This is a genomic window from Enterobacter sp. BIDMC92, from assembly GCF_001030225.1.
GTDB classification, from domain to species: Bacteria; Pseudomonadota; Gammaproteobacteria; order Enterobacterales; family Enterobacteriaceae; genus Enterobacter; species Enterobacter sichuanensis.
Genome location: NZ_KQ087598.1, coordinates 4,683,318 through 4,698,464, shown reverse-complemented (window position 1 = coordinate 4,698,464; position 15,147 = coordinate 4,683,318). Strand labels below are relative to the sequence as shown.

The 15,147-nt window shown below is 55.5% G+C and carries 15 protein-coding genes; 7 read left to right on the top strand and 8 right to left on the bottom strand.

Annotated elements, in window-relative coordinates:
* Positions 1-20 precede the first annotated feature (20 nt).
* Complete coding sequence (gene cpxA / locus SP99_RS22040) at positions 21-1,394, bottom strand: envelope stress sensor histidine kinase CpxA (protein WP_025758806.1); 1,374 nt, start codon at positions 1,392-1,394, stop codon at positions 21-23.
* A complete protein-coding gene (cpxR, locus tag SP99_RS22035; RefSeq protein ID WP_025758808.1) occupies positions 1,391-2,089 on the bottom strand; it encodes an envelope stress response regulator transcription factor CpxR in 699 nt (232 codons plus the stop codon). Before cpxR ends, cpxA begins: the two co-directional genes overlap by 4 nt.
* Positions 2,090-2,239: 150 nt before the next feature.
* Between cpxR and cpxP the strand changes: the two genes are divergently transcribed.
* From cpxP to SP99_RS22005, 6 genes are all read left to right on the top strand, one after another.
* Complete coding sequence (gene cpxP / locus SP99_RS22030; protein ID WP_025758810.1) at positions 2,240-2,746, top strand: cell-envelope stress modulator CpxP; 507 nt, start codon at positions 2,240-2,242, stop codon at positions 2,744-2,746.
* A 153-nt stretch (positions 2,747-2,899) separates the two neighbouring features.
* On the top strand, positions 2,900-3,793 hold the full coding sequence (gene fieF / locus SP99_RS22025) for a CDF family cation-efflux transporter FieF (protein ID WP_023333865.1): 894 nt from the start codon (positions 2,900-2,902) through the stop codon (positions 3,791-3,793).
* A 174-nt stretch (positions 3,794-3,967) separates the two neighbouring features.
* Positions 3,968-4,930, top strand: a complete 963-nt coding sequence (gene pfkA, locus SP99_RS22020; RefSeq protein ID WP_014172210.1) for a 6-phosphofructokinase — start codon at positions 3,968-3,970, stop codon at positions 4,928-4,930.
* 214 nt (positions 4,931-5,144) lie between these two features.
* Complete coding sequence (locus SP99_RS22015; RefSeq protein ID WP_025758814.1) at positions 5,145-6,134, top strand: sulfate ABC transporter substrate-binding protein; 990 nt, start codon at positions 5,145-5,147, stop codon at positions 6,132-6,134.
* Between the two features lie 108 nt (positions 6,135-6,242).
* Positions 6,243-6,986 (top strand): CDP-diacylglycerol diphosphatase, encoded by a 744-nt coding sequence (locus SP99_RS22010; protein WP_047959723.1) that lies wholly within the window; start codon positions 6,243-6,245, stop codon positions 6,984-6,986.
* A 73-nt stretch (positions 6,987-7,059) separates the two neighbouring features.
* Complete coding sequence (locus SP99_RS22005) at positions 7,060-8,364, top strand: SLC13 family permease (RefSeq protein WP_047959722.1); 1,305 nt, start codon at positions 7,060-7,062, stop codon at positions 8,362-8,364.
* Positions 8,365-8,411: 47 nt separating this feature from the next.
* On the opposite strand, the gene tpiA is transcribed toward SP99_RS22005, so the two are convergent.
* Together tpiA and SP99_RS21995 are read right to left on the bottom strand one after the other, a co-directional pair.
* The gene (gene tpiA / locus SP99_RS22000; RefSeq protein ID WP_006808674.1) at positions 8,412-9,179 is read right to left on the bottom strand and encodes a triose-phosphate isomerase; all 768 of its coding nucleotides are present in this window, start codon (positions 9,177-9,179) and stop codon (positions 8,412-8,414) included.
* Between the two features lie 111 nt (positions 9,180-9,290).
* A complete protein-coding gene (locus SP99_RS21995; protein ID WP_025758819.1) occupies positions 9,291-9,887 on the bottom strand; it encodes a DUF1454 family protein in 597 nt (198 codons plus the stop codon).
* A gap of 112 nt (positions 9,888-9,999) precedes the next feature.
* Here SP99_RS21995 and SP99_RS21990 point away from each other — a divergent pair, with 112 nt between their 5' ends.
* On the top strand, positions 10,000-10,419 hold the full coding sequence (locus tag SP99_RS21990) for a DUF805 domain-containing protein (protein ID WP_025758820.1): 420 nt from the start codon (positions 10,000-10,002) through the stop codon (positions 10,417-10,419).
* Here the strand turns inward: SP99_RS21990 and fpr are convergent, their stop codons facing one another.
* The 4 genes from fpr to SP99_RS21970 all read right to left on the bottom strand — a co-directional run bounded on the left by fpr (position 10,420) and on the right by SP99_RS21970 (position 14,760).
* Entirely contained in the window at positions 10,420-11,166 is a 747-nt protein-coding gene (fpr, locus tag SP99_RS21985) for a ferredoxin--NADP(+) reductase (protein ID WP_047959721.1), read from the bottom strand. It lies immediately after the preceding gene.
* A 96-nt stretch (positions 11,167-11,262) separates the two neighbouring features.
* Positions 11,263-12,273, bottom strand: a complete 1,011-nt coding sequence (glpX, locus tag SP99_RS21980) for a class II fructose-bisphosphatase (RefSeq protein ID WP_047959720.1) — start codon at positions 12,271-12,273, stop codon at positions 11,263-11,265.
* Between the two features lie 111 nt (positions 12,274-12,384).
* Positions 12,385-13,893 carry a glycerol kinase GlpK gene (glpK, locus tag SP99_RS21975; protein ID WP_014885706.1) on the bottom strand — a complete coding sequence of 503 codons (1,509 nt, stop codon included), beginning with the start codon at positions 13,891-13,893 and terminating at the stop codon, positions 12,385-12,387.
* Between the two features lie 21 nt (positions 13,894-13,914).
* On the bottom strand, positions 13,915-14,760 hold the full coding sequence (locus SP99_RS21970) for an MIP/aquaporin family protein (protein ID WP_014885705.1): 846 nt from the start codon (positions 14,758-14,760) through the stop codon (positions 13,915-13,917).
* Between the last annotated feature and the right edge of the window lie 387 nt (positions 14,761-15,147).

Sequence of the window (15,147 nt, the reverse complement as noted above, 5' to 3'; positions counted from 1 at the left end):
AGGGCCGGGGTGAGGGGGGATTACGAACGCTTATACAACGGCAGCCACAGCGTTAACCGCAACCCGCCCAGCGGGCTGTCGTCGGCTTTCACCCAGCCACGGTGTTGCTGCATGGCGGTTTCCACAATCGCGAGGCCTAATCCCGTACCGCCGGATTCACGGTCGCGCGCCTCGTCGGTGCGGTAGAACGGACGGAAGATCTGCTCGCGGTCTTCCGGGCTGACGCCAGGACCGTCGTCATCCACAATAACGGTAATCCCGTCTTTATCCACCGAGAAGGCGACCTCAATCTTCGTGTGCGAGTAGCGCAGGGCGTTACGCACGATATTCTCCAGCGCGCTTTCCAGCGTGTTGGGGTTACCATACAGCGGCCATGGCCCCGGCGGGAAGTTGACGGTGAACGATTTGCCCATCTGTTCCGCTTCAAACGCCGCGTTATCCAGCACTTCATGCCACAGGTGATTGGCTTTCACCGTTTCGCTCACCAGCGCGTTTTTCTGCTGATTGCGCGACATGACCAGCAGGTCGTTAATCATACTGTCCAGACGCTGGGCTTCCGTCTCGATGCGCTCCAGCTCTTTACTCTCACCGCTGCGGCGACGCAGCAGCGCGGTGCCAAGCTGCAGGCGTGTAAGCGGGGTTCGCAGTTCGTGTGAGATATCAGACAACAGACGTTGCTGGGCCGTCATCATGCGATCGAGGGCGCTGACCATCTGGTTAAAACTGGTTCCGGCGGCAAGAAACTCCTGCGGTCCGGCTTCCAGTTCGGGGTGTTGTCGCAGGTTACCCTGTGCCACTTCATCGGCGGCATTTTTCAGCTTACGGGCCGGTTTTGCCAGGCTCCACGCCAGCCATAACAGCAGCGGCGAGCTGACGAGCATCGTCACAATCAGCAGCAGGAGAGGACGGTCAAACAGCAGGTTGATAAAATCGGACTGGGAGTTGCTCGCCGGACGGATCAGGTAGAGCTGATAATTGTCTTCCCCGTCTCTGACGGAGAAAGGCCCCACCATCTCTACGCGGCCATATTTCTTCTTCTGGGGGTGATCGGCGTTATCCGCCTGACCAATGAAGTTGCGGATGATCTGCATTTCGTTGCGATCGGCCCCAATCACGCGGCCTTCGCTGGTGACCAGCAAAAGGCGTTGTCCGGGCGGAGCCCACTTATCGATAGCGCGAAACAGCCTGCGCCACCACATCAAATCGTTTGGCGGATCGTTTGCCAGCTCGGCTTCCACGTGCTGCTCGATCATCACGCCCTGACGTTGCTCGCTGTCGAGAAGCTCCGTCATCTGGCGTGAGTCGAGTTTTGGCAACATCAGGACGAGCATTAAAACCAGTGCCAGCGTCAGCCAGAAGATGGCGAAGATGCGGGCGGTTAAGCTTCCAATCATGAAGCGGAAACCATCAGATAACCGCGACCACGCAGGGTTTTAAACCACGGGTGACCGTCTTTACGCTCCGGCAGCTTACGGCGCAGGTTAGAGATGTGCATATCAATGGCGCGGTCAAACGGGGTGAGGCGTTTGCCCAGCACTTCCTGACTCAAATGTTCACGTGATACCACCTGGCCGAGGTGCTGCGCCAGCAGATACAGCAGGGTGAACTCCGTACCGGTCAATTCCAGCGTCTGGCCATCGAAGCTCGCTTCCTGACGGCCCGGGTTCAGGCTCAGGGAGTCCACTTCCAGGGTCGGTGAGCTGTTCTCGGTATTTTGCTGCTGCTCGCTCCAGTGGGAACGACGCAGGATAGCGCGAATACGGGCAACCAGTTCACGGTCGTTAAACGGCTTGGGTAAATAGTCATCCGCGCCCAGCTCCAGGCCGAGTACGCGGTCAAGTTCACTGCCGCGCGCGGTCAGCATAATAACGGGGGTCTGGTGTGTCTGGCGAAGCTCTTTCAACGTATCGATACCGTTTTTCTTCGGCATCATGACGTCGAGCAAAAGTAAATCGATGCTGTCGTCAAGGAGACTCAGCGCCTGCTCGCCATCATGGGCAACCAGGACGTTGAAACCTTCCATGTCGAGCAACTCCTTTAAAAGGGATGTGAGCTCTCGGTCATCATCAACTAACAGGATTTTATTCATTGTTTAAATACCTCCGAGGCAGAAATTACGACATCAAGGCTGTCTAATCCATGACTTTACGTTGTTTTACACCCCCTGACGCATGTTTGCAGCCTGAATCGTAGACTGTCTCTCGTTGAATCGCGACACGAAAGATTTTGGGAGCAAGTGATGCGCAAAGTTACCGCTGCCGTCATGGCCTCAACGCTGGCGTTCAGTGCGTTTAGCCAGGCTGCTGTAGCTATCATCAGCGATAACGGTTCCTCACAAGAGGACACAACGCAGCACAGTAGCCAGAGCCATATGTTTGACGGCATAAGTTTAACCGAACATCAGCGTCAACAGATGCGAGATCTGATGCAGAGGGCACGACACGACCAGCCCCCTGTTAATGTTAGCGAAATGGAGACAATGCATCGCCTTGTCACCGCAGAAAATTTTGACGAAAGCGCTGTACGCGCTCAGGCCGAAAAAATGGCACAGGAACAGGTTGCTCGCCAGGTTGAAATGGCGAAGGTCCGCAACCAGATGTTCCATCTGCTAACGCCCGAGCAGCAAGCGGTTTTGAACACCAGACATCAGCAGCGAATGGACCAGCTGCGTAAGGTTGCACGGATGCAGCGAAGCTCAGAAACGACGTTTTTCAGTAGCAATAGCAGTACCCGAAGTAACCAGTAAACCCTGTTTTCCTTGCCATAGACACCATCCCTGTCTTCCCCCACATGATGTGGGGGTTTTTTTTGCCCCGCATTCTGATTTGTTAACCGTTTATTCATCCTTAGACCCCTCCTGCTTCCGTTATACTAGCGGCATGACATGACAGGAGCGTTTATGAATCAATCCTATGGAAGACTGGTCAGCCGGGCCGCCATCGCGGCGACCGTCATGGCATCCAGCCTGTTACTGATTAAAATCTTTGCCTGGTGGTATACCGGCTCGGTCAGTATTCTGGCGGCGCTGGTCGACTCGCTGATGGACATTGCCGCCTCGTTGACCAACCTGCTGGTGGTGCGCTACTCGCTGCAGCCGGCGGATGAAGAGCACACCTTTGGGCACGGTAAAGCGGAGTCGCTGGCCGCGCTGGCGCAAAGTATGTTCATTTCCGGGTCTGCGCTGTTCCTCTTTTTAACCGGTATTCAGCACCTCGTCTCGCCGACGCCGATGAACGATCCCGGCGTAGGGGTGGTGGTGACGGTCGTTGCACTTATATGCACACTTGTTCTGGTAACGTTCCAGCGCTGGGTGGTTCGCAAAACGCAAAGCCAGGCTGTACGGGCAGATATGCTTCATTATCAATCTGATGTTATGATGAATGGGGCTATTCTTATTGCGCTCGGTCTGGCCTGGTATGGCTGGCATCGGGCCGATGCGTTGTTTGCGTTAGGGATTGGCATCTATATTTTATATAGCGCCTTGCGGATGGGGTATGAAGCGGTGCAATCACTGCTTGACCGCGCCCTCCCGGACTCAGAACGCAATGAAATTTTTTCTATCGTGACCTCCTGGCCTGGTGTCAGCGGTGCACACGATCTGCGAACGCGGCAGTCAGGGCCGACCCGCTTTATTCAGATTCATATTGAAATGGAAGACAACCTGCCACTGGTTCAGGCTCACGTTATTGCTGAGCAGGTCGAGCAGGCGATATTGCAGCGTTTTCCTGGTTCAGACGTCATCATTCACCAGGATCCCTGCTCGGTTGTACCCGGACATGTTGGGCTTTCGTAATTCGTTGTAAAAAAGTGAGCCAGGCCGGCATTTTGTGTATAAATTACCGCCATTTGGTCTGACCTGAATCAATTCAGCTGGAAGGGATTGATATACTATTTGCAGTATTCGTTGGTCGATAAGTTTCTTCCGGCAACAGATTTCAATTTTGCATTCCTAAGTTCAGAGGTAGTCATGATTAAGAAAATCGGTGTGTTGACAAGCGGCGGTGATGCGCCGGGCATGAACGCGGCAATTCGTGGGGTTGTCCGTTCAGCGCTGACGGAAGGTCTGGAAGTTTTTGGTATCTATGATGGTTACCTGGGTCTGTATGAAGACCGTATGGTACAGCTCGACCGTTACAGCGTGTCTGACATGATCAACCGTGGCGGTACCTTCCTTGGGTCTGCGCGCTTCCCGGAATTCCGTGACGAACACGTGCGTGAAGTGGCTATCGAGAACATGAAGAAACGTGGCCTGGACGCCCTGGTGGTTATCGGTGGTGACGGCTCGTACATGGGTGCAAAACGTCTGACAGAAATGGGCTTCCCATGCATCGGTCTGCCAGGCACCATCGACAACGATATCAAAGGCACTGACTACACCATCGGTTACTTCACCGCGCTGGGTACCGTTGTGGAAGCGATTGACCGTTTGCGTGACACCTCTTCTTCTCACCAGCGTATCTCTATCGTTGAAGTGATGGGGCGTTACTGTGGTGACCTGACCCTGGCCGCGGCGATTGCGGGGGGTTGTGAATTCGTGGTGGTTCCGGAAGTGGAATTCAGCCGTGAAGATCTGGTGGCTGAAATTAAAGCGGGCATCGCGAAAGGGAAAAAACACGCGATCGTGGCCATCACCGAGCATATCTGTGACGTTGACGAGCTGGCGAAGTACATCGAAACCGAAACCAAACGTGAAACGCGCGCAACCGTACTGGGTCACATCCAGCGCGGTGGTTCCCCGGGTCCTTATGACCGTATTCTGGCGTCACGTATGGGCGCGTATGCTATCGAACTGCTGCTGCAGGGTCACGGCGGCCGCTGCGTCGGTATTCAGAACGAAAAACTGGTTCACCACGACATTATCGACGCCATTGAAAACATGAAGCGTCCGTTCAAAGGTGACTGGCTGGACTGCGCGAAAAAACTGTACTGATCGGCATCCAGAGTAAATGCAAAACGGTAACCCCTGGGTTACCGTTTTTTATGTTTGCTCCCTCTCCCGTGGGAGAGGGCTGGGGTGAGGGCATCAGGCCACTTGTCCACTATTTATTCCTCAAAGTTATAGCCAATCTTTTTTTATTCTTTAATCCTCGATTCCGTTTCTGGCACGCTGCAATCATCAAAACACTACACAAGAGAGCTGGGCGATGAATAAATGGGGCGTGGGTTTAACATTATTGCTGGCATCGACCAGCGTTCTGGCTAAGGACATCCAGTTACTGAACGTGTCATACGACCCGACGCGTGAGCTGTACGAGCAATACAACAAAGCGTTTGCGGCGCACTGGAAGCAGGAAACCGGCGACAACGTGGTGGTTCGCCAGTCTCACGGTGGGTCCGGTAAACAGGCGACCTCCGTCATCAACGGTATTGAAGCCGACGTGGTGACTCTCGCGCTGGCCTACGATGTCGACGCTATTGCCGAGCGTGGCCGCATCGACAAAAACTGGATCAAACGCCTGCCGGATAACTCCGCACCATACACATCGACCATTGTTTTCCTCGTGCGTAAAGGCAACCCAAAACAGATCCACGACTGGAACGACCTGATTAAACCTGGCGTGTCAGTGATCACCCCGAACCCGAAAAGCTCTGGCGGCGCGCGCTGGAACTACCTGGGCGCGTGGGGCTACGCACTGCATCACAACAATGGCGACCAGGCCAAAGCGCAGGAGTTCGTGAAAGCGCTGTATAAAAACGTTGAGGTGCTGGACTCCGGCGCGCGTGGCGCCACCAACACCTTCGTCGAGCGTGGAATTGGCGACGTGCTGATTGCATGGGAAAACGAAGCCCTGCTGGCCACCCACGAACTGGGCAAAGATAAATTCGAGATTGTGACCCCAAGCGAGTCGATTCTGGCTGAGCCGACCGTCTCTGTGGTCGATAAGGTGGTTGAGAAAAAAGATACCAAAGCGGTGGCAGAAGCTTACCTGAAGTATCTCTACTCACCAGAAGGGCAGGAAATTGCGGCGAAAAACTTCTATCGCCCACGCGATCCGGCGGTGGCGAAGAAATACGAAACCGTCTTCCCTAAACTGAAACTCTTCACCATTGATGACGTGTTCGGTGGCTGGACGAAAGCGCAGAAAGAGCACTTCTCTAACGGCGGCACCTTCGACCAAATCAGCCAGCGCTAAAAATCAATCAATGACACGGTAACCCGGCGTGAGAAATCCGCCGGGTTTTTTTATTTGGTCATCATTTTGCGTTACTCTTTTGCCTCTATCGAAAACAGGGAACGCGTTGTGAAAAAAATTATCTTACTGATCCTGATTGTTATCGCCCTTGCCGCGGGTGGCGTGTACTGGATGAAAGCGGGTAATCCGAATGCGTTGCGACATATCGTTCTCGACCAGTGTGTGCCGAATCAGATCCAGCACCGGAATCCGGCGCCGTGTGCGCAGGTGAAAACAGATGCAGGCTACGTGGTGTTTAAAGACCGCAACGGGCCGCTGCAGTATCTGCTGATGCCAACCTACCGCATCAACGGCACCGAAAGTCCGCTGTTGACCGAACCTCATACGCCGAACTTTTTCTGGCTGGCCTGGCAGTCGCGAAGCTTTATGACCCTGAAGCGCGGATCCGAGGTGCCTGACAGCGCCATTTCGCTGACGATTAACGCCCCGACGGGCCGTACGCAGAATCATTTCCATATTCATATCTCCTGCCTGCGCCCGGACGTGCGCGAAAAGCTCAATGCGTCTCAGGGAGAAATCACCACCCAGTGGCTCCCGTTCCCGGGTGGGCTGGAAGGGCATGAATATCTTGCGCGTCGGGTGACGGAGAATGAGCTGGTCCAGCGCAGCCCGTTTATGATGCTGGCAGAAGAGTTGCCCGAAGCGCGTGACCATATGGGGCGCTTCGCGCTGGCGATGGCGCAGCAGTCGGATGGTTCGTTTGTTTTGCTGGCGACGGAGCGCAATCTGCTGATGCTGAACCGCGCGTCGGCAGAGGAATTGCAGGATCATCAATGCGATATCCTGAAGTAACCCCACCATAAATAGCGTTTACTCAACCTGCCTGTCGCCGTAGACTTGCTGAAAAATTCTACAGGAGACAGGTATGTCGCTCTGGTCAACGTATCCTCTGCTGCTGCCCTCGCTGATCGTTGGCGTCACCATCGTGCTATGGGCGACGTCGCTCTTGCCGGAGTTTATCACTGCCCTGCTGTTCTTCACCGCGGCGATGACGGCGAAAATTGCTCCGCCTGAGGTCATCTTCGGCGGTTTTGCCTCGTCGGCTTTCTGGCTGGTGTTCAGCGGTTTTGTGCTCGGCGTGGCGATCCGCAAAACCGGGCTGGCGGACAGGGCCGCCCGGGCGCTGTCCGCAAAGCTCACCGACTCCTGGGTATTGATGGTGGCGAGCGTGGTGCTGCTGAGCTACGCGCTGGCGTTTGTTATGCCGTCGAATATGGGGCGTATTGCGCTGCTGATGCCGATTGTCGCCGCGATGGCAAAGCGCGCCGGTATTGCTGACGGCTCCCGCGCCTGGTTTGGTCTGGCGCTGGCGGTGGGGTTCGGGACGTTTCAGCTTTCGGCGACGATCCTGCCTGCAAACGTCCCTAACCTGGTGATGAGCGGCGCGGCGGAAGGCTCGTACGGTATCCACCTGAACTATGTCCCGTATCTGCTGCTGCACACGCCGGTGCTGGGTATTCTCAAAGGCCTGATCCTGATTGGCCTTATCTGCTGGCTTTTTCCCGGTCATCCAAAACCCCCGAAGGAACAGACGTTATCTGAACCCATGGGCCGGGATGAAAAACGTCTTGCCTGGCTGCTGGCGATAGTGCTGGGGATGTGGGTGACGGAGAGCTGGCACGGCGTGGGGCCCGCGTGGACGGGGCTGGCGGCCTCGGTCATCGTTATGCTGCCGCGCGTGGGCTTTATCACCGGAGAGGAGTTTTCTGCCGGTGTGAATATGCGTACCTGTATCTATGTTGCCGGTATTCTGGGGCTGGCGATTGTCGTCACGCAAACCGGGATTGGAACGGCGGTGGGCGAGGCGTTGCTCCGCATTATGCCGCTGGATGCAGAGAGACCGTTCACCAGCTTCCTGGCGCTGACCGGTATTACCACCGCGCTCAACTTTATTATGACCGCCAACGGCGTTCCGGCGCTGTATACCACCCTGGCGCAGAGTTTTTCGGATGCGACAGGTTTCCCTTTGCTGTCAGTGATCATGATTCAGGTACTGGGTTATTCCACGCCGCTGCTGCCGTATCAGGCGTCGCCGATTGTGGTGGCGATGGGGTTAGGGAAGGTGCCTGCAAAGGCGGGGATGGTGCTCTGTCTGGCGCTGGCAATTGTCACGTATCTGGTGCTGCTGCCGCTGGATTATTTGTGGTTTAGCGTTTTAGGTCGTTTGTAGCGATTTTGTAGGGCGGGTAAGCGCAAGCGCCACCCGCCACAACAGCATTACGCCTGTTTAGCCGCTTCTGCCGCTTTAACGATCACCGCGAAAGCGTCAGCTTTCAGGGATGCACCGCCAACCAGCGCGCCATCGATGTCTGGCTGGGTGAACAGCTCAGCAGCGTTGGATGCGTTAACGGAACCGCCGTACTGGATAATCACTTGCTCAGCCACTTTCGCGTCGGCTTTGGCAATGTGATCACGGATGAATTTGTGAACCGCCTGAGCCTGCGCAGGGGTAGCTGATTTACCGGTACCGATCGCCCAGACTGGCTCGTATGCGATGACCGCACCTTCGAACGCTGCCGCGCCCTGGGTTTTCAGCACCGCGTCGATCTGACGTGCGCAGACTTCTTCGGTTTTGCCTGCTTCGTTTTCTGCTTCGGTTTCACCGATGCACAGAACCGGAATCAGACCCTGCTCTTTCAGCACAGCGAATTTCTTCGCGATGAACTCGTCTGATTCTTTGTGGTAGGTGCGACGCTCAGAGTGGCCGATGATGATGTATTTCGCGCCGATATCTTTCAGCATTTCAGCGGACGTTTCACCGGTGAACGCGCCGGACAGGTTAACGTCAACGTTCTGCGCGCCCAGTACGATGTGGCTGCCGTCAGCGGCACGTTTAGCCAGATCCAGGTACATATCCGGCGGAGCGATAGCAACCGCACAGCCCGTCACGCCAGCCAGCTCTTTACGCAGGTTCGCAACCAGCTCGTTTACCATGTGGCGGCTGCCGTTCAGTTTCCAGTTACCCATCACTAAAGGATGTCGCATTTCAATTCTCCACGCTAAATAAGCGAATTAAGGAATATGGCCACCCTGACGGGCAGCATGGTCTGTGAATCAGTATAGAGATTTTCCCCCGAAAGGCTTTGCTTTTTGTCATTAATTCGCCCCGCCGAGGGTGTCAGATAGTGCCAGCTTAATCGGTTCAACTGCGAAGGTCAGTCCTTTTTCGCCGTTGTCCGCCACAACATAGCGAATCGCGCCTTCGGTATCGGCGTAGTAACGCTTGTTTTTACCGGCAGTGAGGAGTTTTTGCAGCTTTTGCTGGCTTTGTTTTTTCGTCAGCGCGGGGGTAAAAGCCTGCAACACAGCGCTCATATACTCCAGCGCCTTTGCCTTAGCGGCTTTCTGCTCCGGCCCCTGTATCGGCAGCCAGGTGATTTGCATGCTTTTGATTTTTAACGTACCGCGCTCCAGCGCCGTGGAGGCATACAAATTCTCGTTAATCTTGCTGGCTGCACGGGTCAGGGTAGGGGTATCGCGGGAACCATCAATGGCGCGAAATTCATCCAGTGGCAGCGTTGGGTTGGCCTGATTGAAGGTTTCACGAAACTGGCTGATGGACTGATCGAACGACGGCGCACCCGCCAGCAGATACGGTGCGGTGGTCGGGGCCGTCGTTTCAGCGGCGTGCAGGGGAAAACCCGCGCTGAGCAGTGCTAAACACAGGAAGAGAGAACGTGCCGAACTTTTCATCAACATTGCCCCTGGCCGTAAGTGCTCATGATTAAAACGATATCTGGTCGGCTTGTCAAAAGGTCACAACTCCAGGGTAAAATGCGCGCAATACGATAATAAGGAACCTTACATGACCATACAGCAGTGGCTGTTTTCATTCAAAGGGCGTATTGGACGCCGTGATTTCTGGATCTGGATGGTGACGTGGGTTGTCGCCATGCTGCTTCTGTTTTTTGTTGCTTATAACGCCTGGCTAAGCACGCAAACGGCGGCCTTTGCGCTGGTCTGCCTGCTATGGCCAACGGCCGCCGTGGTGGTGAAACGTCTGCACGATCGTGGTCGTTCCGGCGCGTGGGCATTTCTGATTATTCTGGCGTGGATGCTGGTGGCGGGAAACTGGGCGATGCTGCCGTCCATCCTGCCGTGGGTGGTGGGCAGGCTGCTGCCGTCGGTCATCTTCGTGATGATGGTTATCGATCTGGGCGCGTTTATCGGCACCCAGAGCGAAAACAAATACGGTAAAGATACCGTTGAGGTGAAGTACCGCTGATCACCAGTAGTGTTCAGCAGTCATATGACCCGGCCGGCGGCGAAGGTGTTTCGTCATCTGCCGGGTATCTTTCAGAAGCTGCTGCGTGTCGCGAACCATCTGCGGGTTGCCGCACAGCATCACGTGGCTGGTTTCGGCGCTCATTGGCATACCCACTGCCTCTTCCAGGGCACCACTTTCAATTAACGCTGGTACGCGGCCAGTCAGCGTTCCTGCTACGGTTTCGCGGCTGACCACCGTCTGAATCTTTAACTTTCCGCCATACTGCTGTTCCAGCGCCTGCATCTGCGGCAAATAGCTCAAGTCTGCAGCGTAGCGCGCAGCGTGAACCAGCACGATGTTTTTAAAGCGTTCCAGGTCTTTGCCGTACTGCAGAATAGAGAGGTAGGGGCCAATGGCCGTACCGGTGGCCAGCATCCAGAGGGTGTCACAGTCAGGGATTTCCTCGAGCACAAAGAAGCCGGCGGCTTCACTCACAATTTGCACCTCGTCTCCGGGCTTAAGGGCGGCAAGGCGCGGGCTGAGTTTGCCGTCCGGAACGGTGACCAGATAAAACTCGAGGTCCGGGTTATCAGGGGCGTTAACGTATGAGTAGGCGCGCTGTACGCGCTCGCCGTCGACATCCAGCCCCAGCTTCGCAAATTGCCCGGCTTTAAACGGGTGGACGGGAGCATGCAGGGTGAGACTAAATAGCGCATCGGTCCAGAACTGTATTTTTGTGACTTTACCTGTTACCCAGTCCGCCATGATCTTCTCCTGTGCTGTTTCTCTGTTCTATCTTCCGTACTTACCGGGGAGATTTCCAGCCCCTTTGGGCCGGAAAGCTCTATCGATCAAACGGTTTTACAGAATGTGCGTCTGCACGTCCGGGTCTTTGCGGTCGAGATAGTGGATTGACTGAATGCGACGAATGGTGCGCGATTTACCGCGGATCAGCAGCGTTTCAGTGGTCGCCATATTGCCTTTGCGGGTAATGCCGTCCAGCAGGTCGCCTTTAGTAATACCGGTTGCCGAGAAGACAACATTATCGCTACGAGCCATCTCGTTCAGCGCGAGCACTTTATTGGCCTCGATACCCATCCCTTCGCAGCGTGCCAGCTCATTTTCCCCGATACGGCGGTTTTCTTCGCTGTCGCCTTTCACCTCATGACGTGGCAGCAGACGGGCCTGCATATCGCCATCCAGCGCGCGGATCACTGCCGCTGATACCACGCCTTCCGGCGCGCCTCCGATGCCGTACAGCACATCCACTTCGCTGTCTGGCATGCAGGTCAAAATGGAGGCGGCAACGTCGCCATCCGGAATGGCAAACACCCGCACGCCGAGCTTTTGCATCTGCGCGATGGTGGCGTCGTGGCGCGGTTTGGCCAGAATAGTCACGGTAAGTTCGCTAAGGGGTTTGGCCAGCGCTTTGGCGATGTTGCGCAGGTTCTCTTCCAGCGGCAGGCTGAGGTCGATAGCGCCCTTCGCGCCAGGACCGACAATCAGCTTCTCCATATACATATCCGGCGCGTTGAGGAAACAGCCTTTATCGCCTACAGCCAGCACCGCCAGGGCATTGGCCTGACCCATCGCCGTCATGCGGGTGCCTTCGATCGGGTCGACGGCGATATCCACGGCATCGCCGTTGCCGGTACCCACTTTTTCACCAATATAGAGCATCGGCGCTTCGTCGATCTCGCCTTCGCCGATCACGATAGTACCGTCGATGTTGACCTGGTTAAGCACAATGCGCATGGCATGGACGGCCGCGCCGTCTGCGGTATTTTTGTCACCACGACCCAGCCATTTATAGCCTGCAAGGGCGGCGGCTTCGGTGACGCGGGAAAACTCAATAGCAAGTTCACGTTTCATGAGGTACTCGTGCAATCAAAAGGAATTGCACGAAGTTTATCACAGAGTGGGGAGACGAGTTCCCTCTCCCCGATGGGGAGAGGGTTAGGGAGAGGGTTAGGGAGAGGGGGATTACTCGTCGTGCTCTTCCCACGCCAGGGCGCGTTTCACCGCTTTTTTCCAGCCGCTGTAGCGGAAGTTACGTTCGGTGGTTTCGATGCCAGGACGGAATTCGCGTTCGATAACCGCTTTCTCCTGCAGCTCGTCCAGGTTCTGCCAGAAGCCGACGGCCAGACCGGCAAGGTACGCCGCGCCCAGCGCAGTGACTTCACGCACTTCAGGACGCTCCACGCGGGTGCCCAGAATGTCGGACTGGAACTGCATCAGGAAGTTGTTCGCCACCGCGCCGCCGTCCACGCGCAGGGCGTGCAGACGAATGCCGGAGTCCGCCTGCATCGCTTCCAGCACGTCACGCGTCTGGTAGGCGATGGATTCAAGGGTGGCGCGAATAATGTGGTTAGAATTCACACCACGCGTCAGGCCGAAAATCGCGCCGCGCGCATACGGGTCCCAGTACGGTGCGCCCAGACCGGTGAACGCAGGCACCACGTACACGCCGTTGGTGTCTTTCACTTTGGTCGCGAAGTACTCGGAGTCGAATGCATCGCTGATCAGCTTCATCTCGTCACGCAGCCACTGGATAGACGCACCGGCCATGAACACCGCACCTTCCAGGGCATAGTTCACTTCGCCGCGTGGGCCGCAGGCGATGGTGGTCAGCAGGCCGTTTTCTGATTTCACTGCTTTCTCGCCGGTGTTCATCAGCATAAAGCAGCCGGTGCCGTAGGTGTTCTTCGCCATCCCTTCCTTAACGCACAGCTGGCCGAACAGCGCCGCCTGCTGGTCACCGGCGATACCGGCGATAGGAATACGCGTACCGCCTTTACCGCCGATGTTGGTCTGGCCGTACACTTCAGAAGACTTGCGCACTTCAGGCAGCATCGCGCGTGGGATATCCAGCGCGTCCAGCATCTTGTCATCCCACTCCAGGGTGTTGATGTTGAACAGCATGGTACGCGAGGCGTTGGTGTAGTCGGTGACGTGAACGCGTCCCTGTGTCATCTTCCAGATAAGCCAGGTATCGACGGTGCCGAACAGCAGCTCACCGCGTTTGGCACGCTCGCGTGACCCTTCCACGTGGTCGAGGATCCACTTCACTTTGGTGCCGGAGAAATACGGGTCAACCACCAGACCCGTGGCGCTGCGGACGTACTCTTCCATGCCATCGCGCTTCAGCTGCTCGCAGATCTCAGAAGTACGACGGCACTGCCAGACGATGGCGTTGTAAATCGGCTTTCCGGTTTCACGTTCCCAGACAATCGTTGTTTCACGCTGGTTGGTGATACCAATTGCGGCGATCTCGTCGGAACTGATATCGGCTTTCGCCAGCACTTCGACCAGCGTGGAGCTTTGTGATGCCCAAATCTCCATCGGGTCGTGTTCTACCCAGCCTGGACGAGGATAAATTTGTTCAAATTCGCGCTGTGACACGCTGACGATGTTCGCGTCATGATCCATTACGACAGCGCGGGAGCTGGTAGTGCCCTGGTCGAGCGCAACGATATATTTTTTTTCGGTCATGGTATGTGTCCCGTAGTCAGATTACAGCGAAGCTTTTTGTTGTGCGGTAGAAGTCGTCTCCTTCTCCTCTTCCACACAGGTGTCGCACGGTAAGTGGCGACCAATTAATTTGCGGTAGCTAAATGCGCCCAGCGCAGCCCCGACAACCGGTGCAAACAGCGGTACCAGGAAGTAAGGAATGTCTTTGCCACCGGTAAAGGCGACGTCGCCCCAGCCTGCGATAAAGGCGAACGCTTTCGGTCCGATATCACGCGCCGGGTTCATCGCGAATCCGGTCAGTGGGCCCATGGATGCGCCAATTACCGCAATCAGCAGGCCAATCAGCAGAGGAGCCAGCGGGCCGCGCGGAATGCCGTTTCCGTCGTCGGTCAGCGCCAGGATTACGCCCATCAGAATAGCGGTAATCACCATTTCAACTGCGAATGCCTGCACAAAATTGATATGCGGGTTTGGATAGGTTGAGAAGATGCCTGCCAGATCCAGACTTTCGACGCTGCCGCGCACCATATGATGCGTCTGTTCGAAGTCGATGAAAAGATTGTAATAAAGCCCGTAAACTAACGCCGCTGCGCAAAACGCGCCGGCAAACTGAGAAAGAATGAAAGGAACAACTTTGCGTCCGTCGAAGCACGCGAACAGCCACAGTGCGATAGTCACCGCCGGGTTAAGATGTGCACCAGAAACCCCTGCAGTCAGGTAGATGGCCATCGCCACGCCCAGACCCCAGATGATACTGATTTCCCACTGACCAAAACTGGCACCCGCCACTTTCAGTGCAGCGACACAACCCACTCCGAAGAATATCAACAACCCGGTACCAAGGAACTCGGCAATGCACTGGCCTTTTAAGGTTGATGTCTGACTCATAATCGGAATCCTGAAGAAATTGATGTTTATTGTTAGCATGGCCGCCCGTGACAGCCACGATGTCCTGTAGACATAGTGTTAATTTATCGTTAACGAGCAAAAACGAGAAATATCGAAATCAAAATGTGTGGTCTGTGTCAATAAAATGAGCGTTTTCGCGCCATAAAGCACATTTTTACAACAGCGCCGGAATGTGAGCTGAATCATTTCATTAACGAATGAGTTAACAATTTAGGGGTATATGACGCGAACGCACCAGGACCAGACCTAAAAGTGTTGCAAACCGCGATCTGCGCGGCGTGTCGCTGGACACAGAGCGCCGCGCTCCATACAATCGATGGAATATGTCGTGCGCGTTTATGTTAAAGCGTCGCCTTGCAATTCAGG